Genomic DNA, 18,213 nt, shown 5'->3' on the forward strand with positions numbered 1-18,213 from the left:
GAGAACGCAATCCTTTAGGAAGGCTTAAGTTCTGTTGCAGACCCGAAAGGGACCCCCACCTGTGGCAAAGCCACCACAAAGGCGCCTGCCCCCTTTGTGGTGGAAATCTAGTCCTTAAACAGATAGCCCACGCCGCGGACGGTGGTGATGTGCGCCGCGATCTGCGGGCCCACCTTGGAGCGGATGCGTCGGATATGCACATCGACGGTACGCGTACCGCCGCAGTACTCAAAGCCCCACACGCGGTGCAGCAGCACCTCGCGGCTGTAGGCGCGGTTGGGGTGCGTGGCCAAAAAGCTCAGCAGCGAGTACTCCATCAACGTCAGGTCGATGGGCTCGTTATCGAGCGTCACCTGGTAGGTAGCCAGGTTGATCTCGAGGTTATCGATGTTGAGCACATCGTCGGCGGTGACGGTCTCCTCCTCGCCCATCAGGCGCTGCGCGCGAGCCTTGAGCTCGTTGGGCGTCGCCGTGGGGCATACAAAGTCGGCATGCGCGTGATTGGGCAGGCGCAGGGTGCCGAGCGCCTCGTCGTCGACGATCACCAGCATGGGGACGCCACCGCGGTCGTCAAGCCACTTGGCAATCTGATCGATGCGGTCGCTGCGGATGCCATCGGAATCGAGGATCAGCAGGTCAAAGTCGTGCGCCGCAGTCGGCGAATCGGGGGTGGCCAGGCTCACCTCGACACCCAGGGTGGTCGTCAAGCTGCGGGCAAACTCGTGGAAGCGCGTCGTGCGCGCCATGAACAGGGCACTCTTTTCGGACATATCGGCCTCCATAAAAATGAGCTCAATCGTACTGGGACAAGCCAGCGCGATTAGGAGTTCGCCAGGTAGTGCTTGATCTCCCATTCGGTGATCGTGGATTCGAACTTATGCCACTCGTCACGCTTCTTTTTGAGGAAGAAGCCGTGGATGTGATCGCCGAGGGCATCCTTCATAAACTGCGAGTCCTCAAAGACGTCGAGTGCCTCTTTAAGCGAGCGCGGCAGCGGCGTGTAACCGGCCTCGAGCATCTGGCGGTCGTTGAGCTTAAGCGTCTCGGCCGTGGCCTCGGGCGGGAGCTCCAGCTTGCGCTCAATGCCGTCGAGACCAGCCGCCAGCGTGACGGCGTTGACCAGATACGGGTTGGCCATGGGATCGGGGCTACGAAGCTCGATGCGCGTGGACAGCTGCTTGCCGGGCTTGTAGACCGGGATGCGAACCATGCTTGCGCGGTTGCGCAAGCCCCACGTGGCGTACTGCGGCACGGAGTCGCCGCTCGTGGTGATGCGCTTGTACGAGTTGACGGTGGGGTTGGTGATGGCGCTGATCTCGCGCGCGTGCGCCAGGATGCCGGCCATGTAATGCTTGGCAATATCGGAGAGGTGGTACTTCTCGTCGTCCTCGCCCCAAAAGACGTTGTTGCCGTCGTGGTCGAACAGCGACTGATGCAAAAACATGGCGCTGCCGTCCTCGCCCGCCAACGGCTTGGGCATAAAGGAGGCGTGGCAGCCGCTCTCGTAAGCCTGCTGCTTAATGATGAGCTTGGCCGTGGTAATGGCGTCGGACATGCTCAGGGCCTCGGCGTGGCGCAGGCTCATGCCGTGCTGCGAGCGACCGGCGGCATGGAAGGTGTACTCCACGGGCACGGACATCTTCTCGAGCGTAAGGACCGTGTTGCGGCGCAGATCGCGAGCGGCATCGCTCACCGAAAGATCGAAGTAGCCCACGTTGTCGAGAGGCTCGGGCGTGTGCTCGTCGGGGAAGTAGTAATACTCCAGCTCGGCGCCCACGTTGAGCAGATAGCCGGCTTTCTCGGCCTTGCGGAACATGCGACGCAACGCATCGCGCGGATCGCCGGCGAAGGGCTTGCGGTCGGGGGTGCACACATCGCAGAACACGCGGGCAACGCCGTTATGGCTCGGACGCCACGGCAGGATCTGGAAGGTCGAAGCATCGGGAAACGCCAGCATATCGGCTTCCTCGGGCGTGGCAAAACCCTCGATGGCGGAGCCGTCAAAGCCAATGCCCTCCTCAAATGCGACCTCGAGGTCCTCGGGGCTAATGGCAAAGTTTTTGAGGCGGCCGAGAATGTCGACAAACCACAGACGCACAAAGCGGATGTCACGCTGCTCTACGGAGCGGAGTACGTAATCGATGTTCTGCTGGTTCATGTCGCTCCCCTTTCTTTCGGGCGGGTTTCGACTGGTCTATACCGCAGATACTATCGCAGAAAAATGTTTCCGCAGGGTTAAAGCGTATCAAGCGCTCAAAAAACGTGCGCGAGCAGGCGGGTGCCAAGCACGAACGAATGGTTAGCGCGAGGTCGAAGCGCGGTGTTCAATGTGACCGGGGATCTCGATGCGCTTGGGGGCGAGCCTTGCGGCCTCGCCCACCGTGGTGGTGACCACATCGATGCGATCGGACAGACGCTCGACTACGCGCTTGGCAATGGTGACGGTGTCCTGCGCGGCCGTGGTCACGCCGCCAAAGAGCACGTGGTTCCAGGGATAGTCGTCAAACGTTGCGATCTTGAGACCCGCCGGCAACGAGGGTCCCAACTGTGCCAGCGCCTCGGTCAGACGCAGAAAGACCAGGCCGTTGACGGCGATAAGGCCGAGCTTTTTGCCCGCATAGTCGCGGATGGCCTCGTCCAGGCGGCCGACACCCGCGGCGCCACCGTCGGCCAGGGTGACGACCTCGCCGGTCAGGCCGAGACGCGAGAGCTCGTCGGCAAAGGCCTCGGCGCGCTCGCGACGCACGGGGCTGTCGTCGCTTGCCTCGGTGAGCAGGCACAGGTGCTCGCTGCCCGCGGCGACCAAGGCGTCTACCAGGCCGGCGACCAACTCGCGGTTGTTAGAGGTCACCAGATCGATGCCGCCATTGGCAACATCGCGGTCGAGCAGAACGACAGGCAGGCGCCCCGCGGCCGCGGCGATCGCCTTGTCGTTGCCACCACAGGTGTTGACGATCAGGCCGTCCACGCCGGCATCGATAAGTCTGGTGAGCGACTCTGCCTCCTTGGCGGGGTCGTTGCCGCTAATGGCCGTCATGAGCGAGCTGCCGCGCGCGGCGGCGCTGGCGGAAAGCCCTTCGAGCATGGCGCTGGAGAACGGGTTAGCAATGTCGGCCAAGATCACGCCGATGAGGTTGGTACGCGAGCTGCGCAGATTGCGCGCGGCGGCACGTGGACGATAGCCGGTGCGCTCGATAACCGCCGCGATGCGAGCGCGGGTTTCCTCGGTCATCTGCCCGGGACGGTTGTTGAGATAGCGCGAGACCGTGGCCGGGCTCACGCCCGCCTCGGCGGCAATGTCCTTGATTCTCATCTGCGCCATAGCGCACCCCGTTTCCCAATTGTCGGCAGTCTGAGCCATTTTAGGCATTTTTTAAAAATCTCGCTTGCAAAACGCTGTAGGTGGGCAGCATCGTTTTTACGTCTTGAGCAGATGCGGTGATGGGCTAGATATTCGAGTCTTTAGGCAGCTCAAAGTAGTCGGGATGCAAGGCGATAACCGGGCCCTGCTCCTCGGGCATCAGATGCAGATGTGTCTCTGCCAGGTAGCTCGCCGTGTCGGTATCGCCCCTCTTAATGGCCTCGAGAATCCGGCGATGCTGCCGACGAATCGGCTCCCAATCCAGATCCTGCGACACCATACGCAACCAGTTGTAGCGCTCAAAATGTGTGTTGACGCTCTTCATCCAATCCCACAACATGTGGCGACCGGCAATCTCAAAACACGTCTCATGGAACAGATTGTCCAGATCGAAAAAGCGACGCGTTTCGCTATGGTCGAGCGACTCGGACTCGGCAAGAATCTGCTCGAGCCGCTGCTTTTGCTCGGGCGTGGCGGCAGAGCAGCATTTAATGAGCACGCTTCTCTCGAGTTTCTCTCGCAAGAAACAGGCGTTTTCGGCGCGCTCCATGCTGATTTTTGAGACATAGGTGCCGCTTTTGGGACGCGTTTCCACCAGCTCCTGCTCACGCAAGCGCACAAAGGACTCGCGAATGGGCGTGCGCCCGATTCCCGTCTCCTTTTCCAGACCAATCGCCGAAAGGCGCGTGCCGGGCTTGAGCTCGGCATAGATGATCTTGGAGCGCAATGCGTTGTATGCCTGATCTTGCAGGCTCTGATAATGCTGGTGCTGTTCCATAAAGCCCTCGAATGAAGCTCACGGTTTGTCGAATATCACCACGTAATACTATCGCATCCCCCATTCCCTCAGTTGCGGTGAAATAGGGCGCGCTCACGTCGCCAGGATCACAAGAACAAGCGGCGGCATCCCGAAACCCGGGACACCACCGCTGTTTTGCTATCGGATGGCGCAGAGACGCCCCCCTCATGCGCCAGGGGATTGATTAGAGCTCGCAGGCGACCTTGTAGCCATCGCCGATGGCGTCGCGGATGTTGCCGCACTTCTGGGCATCGCCCAGCACGTGGGTGACAACGCCGGCAGCGGCAAGGTCATCGGCAAGCTTGGTATTGGGGCGGTAGCCCATGGCAAGCACCAGCGTATCGGCATCGGCGATGGTGTGGATCTGGCCATCCTTTTCGTAACTGATGGTGTCCTCGGTAATCTCGGTCACCTTGGCCTCGGTCAGCACGTGAACGCCCTTGGAGAGCATGCGCGTGATGAGCACCGCGCGACCGGCACCGCCCTCGTTGGCGGCGAGCGTCTTGGTCATCTCAATGACGGTGACATCGCGATTGGCCGGCGACAGGTCGTTGACCAACGGGGCCAGGTAATCGGCCGTCTCGCAGCCGACGGTGCCGCCGCCCACGATGACGATCTTCTTGCCCGGGAAGGCCTTGCCGCCCAGCAGGTCGTCAGCCGTCATAACCTGCTTAAAGCCCTGCATAAAGGCTGGAGCGATGGGCTCGGCGCCATAAGCCAGGACAACCTCGTAGCCCGCGTAATCGCGCTGAATGTCCTCGGCCGAAAGCTCGGTACCAAAGACGCACGTGACGCCGGCCTCGGTCAGGCGACGGTACTGATACTTGATCACGCGGGTGAGTTCCTGCTTTGCCGGCGGAACGGCTGCGATGCGCATTTCGCCGCCCGGCTCATCCTGCTTGTCCACGAGCACCACGTTATGACCGCGCTTGGCGGCAATGTAGGCCGCCTCCATGCCCGCGGGGCCGGCGCCCACGACGAGCACGTTCTTAGCCTCGGCGGCAGGCTCGTAGCCGGCCTCGTCGCGCTCCACGTCCGGGTTGACGGTGCAGGAGATGCGCTTGCCGAACATGATGCCGTTCAGGCAGCGCAGGCAGCCGATGCAGGGACGAATCTCGTCGGCGTTGCCGGCAGCCGCCTTGTTGCAGAACTCGGCATCGCACAGATTGGCGCGGCCCATCATGCAGATGTCGGCAGCGCCGTCCTCGATCAGCTCCTCGGCAATCCATGCCTCGTTGATGCGGCCCACGGTGGCAACGGGAATGTTCACATGCTTTTTGATCTCGCGCGAGCAAGCGGCGTGCGAAGCCTGCTGCGTGCCAGCGGCGGGAATTGCAGAGCCGCGCTTGATGGTGGTACCGCCCGACACGTGAATCATGTCGACGCCGGCCTTCTCCAGGCGACGCGAGACGTAGATCATGTCGTTGAGGGTCAGGCCGCCATCGGTGTACTCGTCGCCCGAGATACGGACGTCGATGATGAAGTCCTTGCCGCAACGCTCGCGAATCTCGGCGATGACCTCGAGCAAGAAGCGCATGCGGGCGTCGAGCGAGCCACCGTACTCGTCGGTACGCTTGTTATAGAGCGGGGTCAAAAAGCCGCCGAGCATGCCATGGGCGTGCGCCGCATGGACCTCGACGCCATCGACGCCGGCCTTCTGCATACGCACGGCGGCGTCGCCGAACTGATGCGTGAGCTCGTGGATCTCATCGACCGTGATGGGGCGCGGCGCCTCGCGGGCATAGGAGGGGCCCACAAAGGACGGAGCGATCAGGCGCGGCGTGCCCGGAATGTTAAAGGCCATGTAGGCGGGGTGGAAGAGCTGCGGCATGATCTTGCAGCCGTACTCGTGGACGGCCGCGGCGAGCTTTTCCCAGCCGGGGATAAACGAGTCGTCGTAGCAGCACATATCACCCGGCAGATAGGTATAGGTGGGCTCGACCGTCACGACCTCGGTGATGATCAGGCCCACGCCGCCCTTGGCACGGGCGCGGTAATGATCGACCAAGTCTTCGGTCACATAGCCATGATCGGCCAGGTTGGTAGACACCGGCGGCATAAAGACGCGGTTCTTGACCTCGGTCGTACCGACCTTGATCGGGCTAAAGAGCATCGGATAGGCGGAGGACTCCATGCAGGCTTCCTTTCGTTTGAGCCGCTCGGCGGCAGTTGCTGACATATCTATCGTATCAGCAACCGCCATATCTGCACTCGCTCGCATTCCTCACCTTCAATCCCAACCCTCACAAAAAAGTTGCGGTGGAATACGGAGTAGATGAGGCTTCTGACAGCCAAAACGGTCCGTATTTCACCGCAACTGATGGGCGGGGTGGAATTGAGGGCTCAGATAGTCAGTCATGCCCTCATCCGCCACTCCCTCACCTACAGCACGCCGTCCAGCATAAGGTTCACCTTAAGCACGTTGACCGTGGGCTCGCCGAACACGCCGAGGAAACGGCCCTTGGTGCACGCGGCGATGATGTCGCGCACCTCGTCCTCACTTTTGCCCGTGGCCTTGGCAAGGCGCGGAACCTGGTACTCGGCGGCATCCGGAGAGATTTCCGGATCAAGGCCTGAACCCGAGCACGTCACCAGGTCGACGGGCACGGCGTCCATATCGGCATCGGGGTTGGAGGCGCGGATCTTCTTCACACGCGCATCTATCAGCTGCCGATACTCCTCACTCGCCGGGGACAGGTTGGACGGGGCACCATACGCCATGAGCTCGCCGTCTTCGCCTTCGACAATTGACACGTTCTGGATACGACCCCACATGTGGGCTTCGTCATCGAAGTTCTGGCCGATGAGCTCGGAACCCACAACCTTGCCGCCGACCGTAATGAGCGATCCGTTCGCCTGGTACGGAAACGCAAGCTGAGCGATGCCGGTCACGACGAGCGTGTATCCCAGGCCGCAGACGATGGTAAACAGCGCGAACACGCCAAGTGCGCGCGATGCGATACCTTTGAACATACAAACCTCCACTTACATAATGCCGCAGAACGCGAGCAGCATGTCGATGAGCTTGATGAATACGAACGGGGCAACGATGCCGCCCAGACCCCACACGAGCAGGTTGTGGGTCAGCAGCTGTCCGGACGGGACCTCGCGGTATTTAACGCCCTTCAGCGCGGCCGGGATTAGCGCGACGATAACGAGCGCGTTATAGATGATGGCCGAAAGAACCGCGGACAGCGGGCTTGTCAGACCGAGGATGTTGAGTGCGCCAAGGCCCGGGTAGATCGGCGAGAACAGCGCCGGGATGATGGCGAAATACTTGGCGACGTCGTTGGCGACCGAGAAGGTCGTGAGCGAGCCGCGGGTCATGAGCAGTTGCTTGCCGATACGCACGACCTCGATGAGCTTGGTGGGGCTGGAGTCGAGGTCGACCATGTTGCCGGCCTCCTTGGCGGCCTGAGTGCCGGTGTTCATGGCCACGGCGACGTCCGCCTGGGCGAGCGCCGGCGCATCGTTGGTGCCATCGCCGGTCATGGCGACCAGGTGGCCCTCACGCTGGAACTCGCGGATCTTCTCGAGCTTGCCTTCAGGGGTGGCCTCGGCCAGGAAGTCGTCCACGCCCGCCTCGGCGGCGATGGCGGCCGCCGTGAGCGGGTTATCGCCCGTCACCATGATGGTCTTGATACCCATGCGGCGCAGGTCGGCGAACTTCTCCTTCACGCCGGACTTGATGATGTCCTTAAGGTAGACGACACCCAGCACACGTCGGTCCTTTGCCACGACCAACGGGGTGCCGCCCACCTTCGCAATGCGTTCGACGGCCTCGTCGCACTCCTTCGAGAACACTCCTCCGGCAGCCTCCACATAAGCGCGAACGGAATCGGCCGCACCCTTGCGAATCTCGCTGCCGGCGTAGTTCACACCGGACATGCGGGTCGCCGCGGTGAAGGGGATGAACTCCATGCCCTTATCCTCGAGCGTGCGGCCGCGCAGCCCAAACTGCTCCTTGGCGAGCACGACGATGGAGCGGCCCTCGGGGGTCTCATCCGCCAGAGAGGACAGCTGCGCGGCATCGGCGAGTTCTGCCGGATCGACACCGTCGACCGGAATGAACTCAGCGGCCTGTCGGTTGCCCAAGGTGATGGTACCGGTCTTATCGAGCATGAGGATGTCGACGTCGCCGGCGGCCTCGATGGCGCGGCCGGACATGGCCAGCACGTTGGCCTCGTTCAGTCGGCTCATGCCGGCGATGCCAATGGCGGACAGCAGCGCACCAATGGTGGTGGGCGCCAGACAGACGAGCAAGGCAACGAGCGTGGTCACAGCGGTGGGGTTCGCCATACCGTTGAGCCCTGCAGAGAAACTCGAGTAGCAGTACAGTGCGAGCGTCACGAGGATGAAGATGACGGACAGAGCAACCAGAAAGATCTCGAGCGCGACCTCGTTGGGGGTCTTCTTGCGGGCGGCGCCCTCGACCATGGCGATCATCTTATCCAGGAAGCTCTGGCCAGGCTCGCTGGTGATTTTCACCACAATCCAATCGGAAAGCACGGTAGTGCCGCCAGTGACGGCAGAACGGTCGCCGCCAGCCTCGCGAACCACGGGTGCAGACTCGCCGGTGATGGCCGACTCATCAACCGAGGCGGCACCCTCGATGACATCGCCGTCTCCCGGAATCTGCTCGCCGGCGCGCACGACCACCAGATCCCCGCGTGAGAGCTCGGTACCGGGAACGACCGTGAAGCGGTCCTTATCCTCGACGGACTCGATGCGATGGGCCTCGACGTCCTTTTTCGCCGCGCGCAGGGAGTCTGCCTGCGCCTTACCGCGGCCCTCGGCAAGTGCCTCGGCAAAATTTGAAAAGAGGTCGGTCAGCCAGAGAATGACGGCAATGGCGATCACATAGTACGTGGGGACGCCGGCGTCCTGTACCCCAAAAATAGAGGCGATGGCCAGAATGGAGGTCATGGCGGCCGAAAGCCACACCAGGAACATAACCGGGTTTTGGACCTGGACACGGGGGTCAAGCTTGGCAAATGAATCGCGCACCGCGCGGCTCATCATGTCTTTTTGCATAGCCATAAATCTGCGACTCCTTTACGCAACCATCTGGAAGAATTCGGCAACGGGACCAAGCGCCAATGCCGGGAAGAAGCTCAGGGCGCCAATCAGCAGAACGACGAATACCAGCAGAAACACGAACATGGCATTGGTGGTGGAAAGCGTGCCGGCGCTCTCGGCGACCTTGCCCTTCCCGGCCAGCGAGCCCGCAATGGCGAGCGTGCCCACAATCGGCAGGAACCGCGCGAACAGCATCTCGATACCCAGCAGCACATTGATCCACGGGGTGTTGCAGTTCATGCCTGCAAACGCCGAGCCGTTGTTGCCGCCGCATGAGGTGAAGGCATACAGCACCTCGGAGAAGCCATGCGCCCCGCCGTTGTTGAGTTGGTCGACAAGACCGGGCACTATGCAGGCGATAGCGGAGCTCACCAGAATGGCGAACGGAGTGGCGAGACACAGAACCACCGCCCAGCGCATCTCGGTCGGCTCGATCTTCTTGCCCAGGAACTCGGGCGTGCGGCCGACCATAAGGCCGGCGATAAACACCGTGAGGATGGCGAAGCCGATCATGCCGTACAGGCCGCAGCCCACGCCGCCGAACACCACCTCGCCCAGCGCTATCTGGAGCATCTGGACAAACCCGCCGAGCGGGGTGTAGGAGTCGTGCATGGAGTTGACCGAGCCGTTGGAAGCAGCCGTCGTGAAAGCGGACCAGGTGGAAGAGGAGGCGATGCCAAAGCGGCTCTCCTTGCCCTCCATGTTGCCGCCGGCCTGGCCGTCGGTCATCTCGATATTGACCGCTCCGCCATCGGCCAGCTGCGGGGTGCCCGCATGTTCGTTGACGGCGATGATGCCGGTGAAGATCACCAGCAGGATGAACATGGCGGCAAAGATAGCCTTGCCCTGCTTGGTGTTCTTGACGCCGATACCGAAGGTGAAGCAGCAGGCGGCCGGGATCAGCAGCAGGATGGTCATCTCGATGATGTTGGTGAAGGCACTGGGGTTCTCATACGGATGGGCGGAGTTCACGCCGAAGAAGCCGCCGCCGTTGGTGCCGGACTGCTTGATGGCGACCTGAGGAGCCGCGGGACCCTGGGGCAGGAACTGCTCGGTGACCACGCGCGCGCCCTCGACAACCTTGCCGTCGACCTTGACCGTGTCGCCCTCGATCTGGGCGCCGTCGATGACGCTCCAGCCGCCGTCTGCATTAGGCTGGACAGCGACGGGCTCTACGAGCTCAGCCTTCTGAGCCGGCTGGAAGTTGGAGATGACGCCACCGGCAGCCAGGCAGATGCCGAACACGAGGTTCAGCGGGATGAGCACATACAGGACGGTGCGGGTGAGGTCGACCCAGAAGGAACCCAGACCCTGCTCCTTGACCTGACGGAAGCCGCGGATCAGCGCGAACATGACCGCGATACCGGTGCCAGCGGAAACGAAGTTCTGCACGGTGAGGCCCATGAACTGCACAAAGTAGGACAGGGTGGTCTCACCGGAATAGGATTGCCAATTGGTGTTGGTTATGAAGGAAGCGGCCGTATTGAACGACAGATCCCACGGCACACCCGGCAGGTGCTGGGGATTGCCTGGCAAGAAGGACTGAAGCGCCTGGAGTGCCACAAGAGCCACGAGGCCGATCCCCGAAAAGACCAGCACGCTCGCCAGATAGCGCCTACACCCCATCTGCTCTGCCGCGTCGATGCGAAGCAGACGATAGACGCCACGCTCCACAGGAGCAATCACAGGCGACAGGAACGTATGCTCACCATCCATGATATGGGCCATGAATCGACCGAGCGGAACGGCCAGGACGACGAGCACGGCAAAGTACAAGATGTACTGAATCGCAGCGTCCATAGTTTACGAATCACTCCTCATCAGAATGTAGATGTCATAGATAAAGAGTCCAATGCAGACGACTCCGATAATGGGAATGAGGATGTCCATTACCGCCCCTTTCACGCGCGGTCCGATGTCTCGGACGCCTGCTCTCGCAAGCGTCTGGGGACAGTAAACGCTTCTAGGGATTAAAGAGGCGTGAGGGCTGGGGCTCACGACCTTAAGATGCCGTAAAGATGCAGGTAGAAAGCACTATTGCGGCTGCAGTGCGCCTATACTCGACCTCGCGAGCATACAGTGGCGCCCTCGCCGCGTATGCACGCATGGACAACGCTTCAGAAAGGCTACGCTATGCAGCGCGACGCATCGGACACTCGCGTCAATCCAGACCTCATCCTAAAGGCAATTGAGAAAGACGAGGTCGCCGATGACGCTCGAACCAGCCGGGGACACCTCAAGATTTTCTTTGGCTACGCTGCTGGCGCAGGCAAAACCTATGCGATGCTTCAAGCCGCCCACGCCGCCAAGCGGCGAGGTGTCGACGTCGTCGCGGGATACATCGAGCCGCACGAACGTCCGGCAACTGCCCATCTTGCACAAGGGCTTGAGAACGTGCCCTGTAAACTCATCGAGCACAACGGCATTGCGCTCAGCGAGTTCGACCTAGATGCGGCTATCGAACGCGCCCCTCAGCTCATCCTTGTCGACGAGCTCGCCCATACGGATGCACCGGGGTCTCGCCACGACAAACGCTATCAAGACGTCGAGGAACTTCTACATGCGGGCATCGACGTCTATACGACCGTGAACGTTCAGCATATCGAGAGCCTAAACGACATGGTTGCATCCATCACCGGCGTTGTCGTGAGCGAACGAATCCCCGACCGTATCTTCGATGATGCCGACCAGGTCGAGCTCGTCGACATAGAGCCCGAAGATCTACTTGAGCGCCTTCGCGCCGGCCTCGTCTACCGTCCCGCACAAGCCGACCGAGCGCAACAGCATTTTTTTACCGTCGAGAACCTCACCGCACTCCGAGAAATCGCGCTGCGCCGCTGCGCCGATCGCACCGGCTACCTCACAGACGCCGCACGCGTACTGGGAAACCGTGACTACTACACCAGGGAGCGTATCTTAGTCTGTGTCTCCCCGGCGCCGACCAATCCCCGCATCGTCCGTGCCGCCGCACGCATGGCGAAAGCGTTTCGCAGCGAGCTCGTCGCCCTGTTCGTAGAGAGCCCGCGCGCGCAGGCCATGAGCGATAATGAGCGCGCCAAGCTTGCAGCCAATATCGCCCTGGCCGAACAGCTCGGAGCACATATGGAAACCGTCTATGGCGACGACATCGCGTTTCAGATCTCCGAGTTCGCGCGCCTGTCGGGTATTTCGAAGATCGTCATGGGGCGCACGGGCGAGCGTAGCAGCGTCCGTCAGGCCCTCTTCGGCCGCAAATCTCTCGTAGAACAGCTCATAACATTCGCCCCGAACCTCGACATTTACATCATTCCAGACCAGTCGACTCCGCCCTCCCGGCCCGAAGAACGCCGCCGTGCGCTCGCCCTGCAGCCGCCCAGCAGCCGTGACGTGCTTCGCACGCTGGCCCTCTCTCTTGTCGCCACGGCGATCGGCACGGCTTTCCGCCATCTGGGTTTTGCCGATTCCAGCATCATATCCCTCTATATCCTCACGGCCCTGCTGACCGCCGTCACCACGACGGGGCGCATCTGCACGATCGTATCGAGCGTGCTCTCTGTAGTGCTTTACAACTTCTGCTTCGTCACGCCTCTGTTTTCGCTCGCCAGCTACGACCGAAGCTATCTGGTCACGTTCGGCATCATGTTCGCTACCGCTATGGTCGCCGGCGAGTTAACTGCGCGCATCGCCGACAACGCCCGGACCTCCGCCGAGAACGCATTCAAAACGCGCGTACTCCTCGAAACGAACCAGCTCTTGCAGCAAGCCCATAGCGCGGAGGAGTGCGCCCGCGTCGCCATGAACCAACTCATCAAACTGCTAAAACTCGACGTGGTCTTCTACACCGCCGAACACGGCACGCTCGGCAAGACGCTCTATGAGTCCGCTGGCACCGAAAACCGATCCGCGTCGCTGCTCACCGACTACGAGCGCGCCGTTGCAACCTGGACCTACACCAACAACAAGCGCGCGGGCGCAAGCACGCGGACCCTGCCTGAGGCGCGCTGTCTCTACCTCGCGGTTCGCACCGGCGACAAGGTATTCGGTGTCATCGGCATCGCCCTGGAGGGGCGCGAGATCGAAGCCTTCGAGCATTCGATCGTCCTATCTATCGTAGGTGAATGCGCCTTGGCGCTCGAAAGCGACCGAGCAGCGCAAGAGCGCGAAGAAGCTGCGGTCTTGGCGAAAAACGAGCAGCTGCGCGCCAACCTTTTGCGCTCCATCGGCCACGATTTGAGGACACCCCTCACGGCTATATCCGGATCTGCGGCAATCCTTCGGAAGAGCGACGAGAAGCTCAGCCTCGAACAACGCTGCGATCTTGCCGATGCCATCTACGACGACTCCCTCTGGCTTATCGATACCGTGGAGAACCTCCTCGCCATCACACGCGTCGAGGACGGCACCATTCGCCTCAACTTCACGTCCGAGCTCATCGACGAGGTCATCGAGGCCGCCCTCAGCCATGTCGCCCAAGCATCGCATGGACGTACCGTCACCATCGAGCACACTGACGACATCCTGCTGGTACGCATCGACGTCCATCTCATCATGCAGGTGCTTACGAATCTCATCATGAACGCCTTCAAATACACGCCCGAGGACTCGACTGTCACCATCAGCGCACGTCGCGAGGGCGCGTTCGTCGTGGTGGACGTCGCAGACGATGGGCCGGGTGTGGCAGACTGCGACAAGCCTCATATCTTTGAGCGCTTCTTCACCTCAAGCAATACGCAGCCCGTGGATTCGCGTCGAAGCATCGGCCTTGGGCTGTCGCTTTGCCGCTCCATCGTGGAGGCGCATGGCGGCGTCATCGAAGCTCGCGACAACCACCCCCATGGGGCCGTCTTCCGTTTTACCCTGCCCGCCGAGGAGATCGAGATTCATGAATAATGCCGCTAAGCCACGCATCCTCCTGGTCGAAGATGACCTGACCGTTCAAAACCTCGTTTCGACCGCGCTTGACCTCCACGGCTACGTCGTGAGCAAAGTTTGCAACGGCCAGGCCGCCATCATGGATGCGGTGTCGCACGGCCCCAGCCTCATCATGCTCGACCTCGGCCTTCCCGACATTGACGGTATCGAGGTCATCACGAAGATCCGAAGCTGGTCGGCAGTCCCCATTATCGTCATTTCGGCGCGCACCGAAGATTCCGACAAGATTGCAGCACTTGACGCAGGGGCAGACGACTACCTCACCAAGCCCTTTTCTGTGGATGAGTTGCTCGCGCGCGTCCGTGCGAATTTGAGGCGCTCCTCGATGGCGTCGAGCGAGTCGACAGAAGCGAGCACGTTCGACAACGGTCCGCTGCATATCGACTACGCCGCGGGATACGCGACGAAAGACGGACGCGAGCTCTCGCTCACCCCAACCGAGTACAAATTGCTTGTCCTTCTGGCGAAAAACGTCGACAAGGTGCTCACCCACACCTTCATCACCCGCGAGATATGGGGCACGAGCTGGGACAGCGATCTGGCGAGCCTGCGCGTGTTCATGCGCACCCTGCGCAAGAAGATCGAGGCAGACCCCTCTCACCCCAAGATGATTCAGACGCACATGGGTGTCGGGTACCGCATGCAGCGTCTCTAGCCCACCCCACAAAAAGTTGCGGTGGAATACGGAGTAGATAAGGCCTTTGACAGCAAAAACAGTCCGTATTCCACCGCAACTGATGGGCGGGATGGAGTTAGAGGCCTAGGTAGCTGGTCATGCCTTCGACGGCGAGCTTGGCGCCCGCTACGGCATGGACCACGGTGAGCGGACCGTTGACCACATAGTTAGCGATACCCCAAAATCACTCTTTAACTCACCGCGCTCGCCCCCATATGTGCAAAGCGCCCTGCGAACGGATACTCGCGAGGCGCCTGGATGCCTGGATGTCCGGGCCTTATTTGATCCCGCGGCCCAAGTCTTCGGCAATTTTGTCTACGCCCTTAAGTGCGGCGCAGGTCTTTTTGTTGGAGCAATGTCCCGTGCAAACGCCACCTTGAGCGCAGTCGGCGCAGGTGCCCTTGCGATAAATGCGCACGCACACGGCGACAAACGCAATGGCGATAACGGCCAGCACAACAATATCGATAGGTGCCATAGAAAGCCTCCTCTAGTTAACCACCACTTACTTTACCCCATTCTCCACCTGCCAAAAAGGGACAGGTTTATTTTGGTCGGTTTTATCTGCGGAAACGTCACATCTTAACTTCTGGAGCAAAGCAATCTGTCCCCCATTGCACCAAAAAGCCCGAGTGTCGCTGGGACACCCGGGCTCGTGAAAAGGGGCTAATCCTTATTCGGACTTAGGCGGAAACCGTGGCAGAAGCGGTGTTGGTCTCGTCCTCGTCGGTCCATGCATGCTTGGGCATGGGACGGAAGATCTGGAAGAGCATCGCAGCCAGCAGCACGATGGCCACAACCGTCCAGATACCAAACTGCCCAAGAACAAGCAGGTTATAGAACTGGTTGATGAACAGGCCGATGACCCAAGCAAAGGCACACTCGTAGCCGATGGCAATCGCGGTCCACTTACCGGAGTTCATCTGGTTACGGATGGTGCCGATAGCGGCAAAGCACGGAGCGCACAGCAGGTTGAAGGCACCAAAGGCGACGCAAGCGCCCATGGTCGGGAACATAGCCGCAAACGCGGTCCACAGGCTCGGGTCGGTCTCGCCGGCGTCGGCAACGGACAGCAGCGAGCCGGCGGTGGCGACAACGTTCTCCTTGGCGACGAGGCCAGAGACGGTCAGTGCGGTGGCCTGCCAGGTGCTAAAGCCGAGCGGGGCGAAGATCCAAGCGACCAGGTTGCCGAACATGGCAAGCACGGAGTAATCCATGAACTCCTCGGGGATGCCCTCCATGGAAGGCAGGTAGCCAAAGGCGCCGTTGTAGCTACCAAAGTTGGAGAGGAACCAAACGACGACGGTGGACGCAAAGATGACCGTGCCGGCCTTCTTGATAAAGGCGAAGCAGCGCTCCCACACGTGCAGCGCCCAAGAGCGGATCGCCGGGAAGTGGTAAGCGGGGAGCTCCATAACGAACGGCGTCGGGCGGCCGGCGAAGAGCTTGGTCTTCTTGAGCATGAGGCCCGAAGCGATGACGGCAAAGACGCCCAGGAAGTAGAAGAGCGGGCTGATCCACGCGGCGGTGGTGGAAGAATCGCCGATGATGGAACCCATGAGCAGGGCAATGATCGGCAGCTTGGCGCCACAGGGAATGAACGTGGTGGTCATGACCGTCATGCGGCGGTCCTTCTCGTTCTCGATGGTCTTGGTGGCCATGACGCCGGGGACGCCGCAGCCCGAGGACACGAGCATGGGGATAAAGGACTTACCGGACAGGCCAAAGCGGCGGAACACGCGGTCCATGATGAAGGCGACGCGGGCCATATAGCCGCAATCCTCCAGGAAGGACAACATCACAAAGAGCAGGAACATCTGCGGCACGAAGCCGAAGATGGCGCCCAGGCCGCCGACGATACCGTCGCAGACCAGCGAATCGACCAGGCCACCGTCCTCGGTGCCGCCCGCCACGAGGGCATCGTGCACCATGGTGGTAATACCCGGAACATACGGGCCGTACTGTGCCGGGTCGATCGAATCGGCAGCGTCCTCGCCCACGGCCTCGACGGCCGCATCGTAGGCGTCGCGGCCCTGACCGAGCACGTACCAACCGTCGGTGCCAAAGAGCTGGTCGTTGGTGAAGTCGGTCACCGTACCGCCCAGGGTGGAAACGGCGATGTAGTACACGCAGAACATAATGACTACGAAGATCGGCAGGCCCAGAATGCGGTTGGTAACCACACGGTCGATCTTCTCGGAAGTGCTCATCTTGGCCGGAGCCTTGGTGAGGCACTCATCGACGATGTGCGCGATCACACCATAGCGCTCACCGGTGATGATGGACTCGGCATCGTCATCGCAATCCTGCTCGCACTGGGCGACCAGCTGCTCCACACGAGCCGCCTTCTCCTTGGTGAGGTTGATGAGTTTGCAGGCATCCGTATCGCGCTCGAACAGCTTGACGGCGTAGTAGCGACGCTTGCTGGCGGAAACGCTCGCAGGCAGGTTATTCTCGATGTGGTCCAGAACGTCCTCGATGGAGGAATCGAACTTGTGCTCCGGCACCTGGCCCTTGGAAGCAGCGGACTTCTTGACCTGCTCGAACAGTTCCTTGATGCCCTTGTTCTTGAGGGCCGAGATCATCACGACCGGGCAACCGAGCTTCTTGGAGAGCTTGTCCGTGTCGATCTTATCGCCGTTCTTCTCGACCAAGTCGGCCATGTTGAGGGCGACGACCACGGGCAGACCGGTCTCAATGACCTGAAGTGCCAGATACAGGTTGCGCTCGAGGTTGGTGGCGTCGACGACCTGGACGACGACATCGGGCTCGCCGCTCATGAGGTAATCGCGCGAGCATTGCTCCTCGGGGCTGTAGGGGGAAAGCGAGTAGATGCCAGGGAGGTCCGTGATGGTAACGTTCTTGTCGCTTAGGAGCTTGGCTTCCTTTTTCTCAACCGTGACGCCGGGCCAGTTGCCAACGTAGCCGTTGGCGCCGGTGATCAGGTTGAAAAGCGTGGTCTTGCCGCAGTTGGGGTTACCCGCAAGCGCGACATGGATCTGAGAATCCGCCATTCAATCCTTCTTCCTTGTGTGCCCGCGCTGTCATCTCCGCGCAGGTTGGATAATGTGCTTCAAAGATGCTGCATTAAGTTAGAAAAACCTAACTTTATATGCAGAAATACACGCCGCGAGCCCTTACTGAACCTCGACGACGGCCGCTTCCTCCTTGCGGATGGAAAGCTCGTAGCCGCGCACGTTGATCTCGACCGGATCACCGAGCGGCGCAACCTTTACGACCTTGAACGAAGTGCCCTTGATGAGCCCCAGGTCCATAAGGTGGCGGCGCAGCGCGCCCTCACCGTGAAGCTTGACGATGGTAGAGCTCTCGCCTACCTTAACGTCACCCAACGTCTTCATCCTCTTGTCCCCCTTTCGGTTTTAATGA

13 protein-coding genes are annotated in these 18,213 nt (G+C 60.9%); 2 read left to right on the plus strand and 11 right to left on the minus strand.

The window, feature by feature from the left end:
- Window positions 1-107: 107 nt before the first annotated feature.
- The 8 genes from DXC90_RS02770 to kdpA form a co-directional block, all read right to left on the minus strand.
- Window positions 108-770, minus strand: coding sequence for a response regulator transcription factor (locus DXC90_RS02770; protein WP_006234733.1), 663 nt, complete (start codon window positions 768-770; stop codon window positions 108-110).
- A gap of 50 nt (window positions 771-820) precedes the next feature.
- Window positions 821-2,158 carry a glutamine synthetase family protein gene (locus tag DXC90_RS02775; RefSeq protein ID WP_117734663.1) on the minus strand — a complete coding sequence of 446 codons (1,338 nt, stop codon included), beginning with the start codon at window positions 2,156-2,158 and terminating at the stop codon, window positions 821-823.
- A 141-nt stretch (window positions 2,159-2,299) separates the two neighbouring features.
- Entirely contained in the window at window positions 2,300-3,322 is a 1,023-nt protein-coding gene (locus DXC90_RS02780; RefSeq protein ID WP_158550209.1) for a LacI family DNA-binding transcriptional regulator, read from the minus strand.
- 124 nt (window positions 3,323-3,446) lie between these two features.
- Entirely contained in the window at window positions 3,447-4,139 is a 693-nt protein-coding gene (locus DXC90_RS02785; RefSeq protein WP_117734665.1) for a GntR family transcriptional regulator, read from the minus strand.
- 205 nt (window positions 4,140-4,344) lie between these two features.
- Entirely contained in the window at window positions 4,345-6,339 is a 1,995-nt protein-coding gene (locus tag DXC90_RS02790; RefSeq protein ID WP_233502117.1) for an NAD(P)/FAD-dependent oxidoreductase, read from the minus strand.
- A 203-nt stretch (window positions 6,340-6,542) separates the two neighbouring features.
- Window positions 6,543-7,133 carry a potassium-transporting ATPase subunit KdpC gene (gene kdpC / locus DXC90_RS02795; protein WP_117734667.1) on the minus strand — a complete coding sequence of 197 codons (591 nt, stop codon included), beginning with the start codon at window positions 7,131-7,133 and terminating at the stop codon, window positions 6,543-6,545.
- A 12-nt stretch (window positions 7,134-7,145) separates the two neighbouring features.
- Window positions 7,146-9,200 carry a potassium-transporting ATPase subunit KdpB gene (gene kdpB / locus DXC90_RS02800; RefSeq protein WP_117734668.1) on the minus strand — a complete coding sequence of 685 codons (2,055 nt, stop codon included), beginning with the start codon at window positions 9,198-9,200 and terminating at the stop codon, window positions 7,146-7,148.
- Between the two features lie 15 nt (window positions 9,201-9,215).
- The gene (gene kdpA, locus DXC90_RS02805; protein ID WP_117734669.1) at window positions 9,216-11,039 is read right to left on the minus strand and encodes a potassium-transporting ATPase subunit KdpA; all 1,824 of its coding nucleotides are present in this window, start codon (window positions 11,037-11,039) and stop codon (window positions 9,216-9,218) included.
- 333 nt (window positions 11,040-11,372) lie between these two features.
- On the opposite strand from kdpA, the gene DXC90_RS02810 reads away from it, so the two are divergent.
- Together DXC90_RS02810 and DXC90_RS02815 are read left to right on the plus strand one after the other, a co-directional pair.
- Complete coding sequence (locus DXC90_RS02810; protein WP_117734670.1) at window positions 11,373-14,108, plus strand: sensor histidine kinase KdpD; 2,736 nt, start codon at window positions 11,373-11,375, stop codon at window positions 14,106-14,108.
- Window positions 14,101-14,805: a response regulator gene (locus DXC90_RS02815; protein ID WP_117583373.1), complete on the plus strand. Its 705-nt coding sequence runs from the start codon at window positions 14,101-14,103 to the stop codon at window positions 14,803-14,805. Before DXC90_RS02810 ends, DXC90_RS02815 begins: the two co-directional genes overlap by 8 nt.
- A gap of 298 nt (window positions 14,806-15,103) precedes the next feature.
- Here DXC90_RS02815 and DXC90_RS02820 read toward each other — a convergent pair whose 3' ends face one another.
- From DXC90_RS02820 to DXC90_RS02830, 3 genes are all read right to left on the minus strand, one after another.
- Complete coding sequence (locus DXC90_RS02820) at window positions 15,104-15,304, minus strand: hypothetical protein (protein ID WP_117637971.1); 201 nt, start codon at window positions 15,302-15,304, stop codon at window positions 15,104-15,106.
- Between the two features lie 205 nt (window positions 15,305-15,509).
- Window positions 15,510-17,840, minus strand: coding sequence for a ferrous iron transporter B (locus DXC90_RS02825; RefSeq protein WP_117734671.1), 2,331 nt, complete (start codon window positions 17,838-17,840; stop codon window positions 15,510-15,512).
- A gap of 123 nt (window positions 17,841-17,963) precedes the next feature.
- Window positions 17,964-18,185 (minus strand): FeoA family protein, encoded by a 222-nt coding sequence (locus DXC90_RS02830; RefSeq protein WP_006234774.1) that lies wholly within the window; start codon window positions 18,183-18,185, stop codon window positions 17,964-17,966.
- Window positions 18,186-18,213 lie beyond the last annotated feature (28 nt).

Source organism: Collinsella sp. TF09-1AT (assembly GCF_003436895.1).
Classification (GTDB): Bacteria; Actinomycetota; Coriobacteriia; order Coriobacteriales; family Coriobacteriaceae; genus Collinsella.

What these genes read in the sequence shown, in the direction of transcription:
- kdpC (WP_117734667.1), bottom strand. Translation starts at nt 7,133, where the DNA reads ATGTTCAAAGGTATCGCATCGCGCGCACTTGGCGTGTTCGCGCTGTTT.
- DXC90_RS02780 (WP_158550209.1), bottom strand. Translation starts at nt 3,322, where the DNA reads ATGGCGCAGATGAGAATCAAGGACATTGCCGCCGAGGCGGGCGTGAGC.
- DXC90_RS02820 (WP_117637971.1), bottom strand. Translation starts at nt 15,304, where the DNA reads ATGGCACCTATCGATATTGTTGTGCTGGCCGTTATCGCCATTGCGTTT.
- DXC90_RS02770 (WP_006234733.1), bottom strand. Translation starts at nt 770, where the DNA reads ATGTCCGAAAAGAGTGCCCTGTTCATGGCGCGCACGACGCGCTTCCAC.
- DXC90_RS02785 (WP_117734665.1), bottom strand. Translation starts at nt 4,139, where the DNA reads ATGGAACAGCACCAGCATTATCAGAGCCTGCAAGATCAGGCATACAAC.
- DXC90_RS02810 (WP_117734670.1), top strand. Translation starts at nt 11,373, where the DNA reads ATGCAGCGCGACGCATCGGACACTCGCGTCAATCCAGACCTCATCCTA.
- kdpA (WP_117734669.1), bottom strand. Translation starts at nt 11,039, where the DNA reads ATGGACGCTGCGATTCAGTACATCTTGTACTTTGCCGTGCTCGTCGTC.
- DXC90_RS02815 (WP_117583373.1), top strand. Translation starts at nt 14,101, where the DNA reads ATGAATAATGCCGCTAAGCCACGCATCCTCCTGGTCGAAGATGACCTG.
- DXC90_RS02775 (WP_117734663.1), bottom strand. Translation starts at nt 2,158, where the DNA reads ATGAACCAGCAGAACATCGATTACGTACTCCGCTCCGTAGAGCAGCGT.
- DXC90_RS02830 (WP_006234774.1), bottom strand. Translation starts at nt 18,185, where the DNA reads ATGAAGACGTTGGGTGACGTTAAGGTAGGCGAGAGCTCTACCATCGTC.
- kdpB (WP_117734668.1), bottom strand. Translation starts at nt 9,200, where the DNA reads ATGGCTATGCAAAAAGACATGATGAGCCGCGCGGTGCGCGATTCATTT.
- DXC90_RS02790 (WP_233502117.1), bottom strand. Translation starts at nt 6,339, where the DNA reads ATGTCAGCAACTGCCGCCGAGCGGCTCAAACGAAAGGAAGCCTGCATG.
- DXC90_RS02825 (WP_117734671.1), bottom strand. Translation starts at nt 17,840, where the DNA reads ATGGCGGATTCTCAGATCCATGTCGCGCTTGCGGGTAACCCCAACTGC.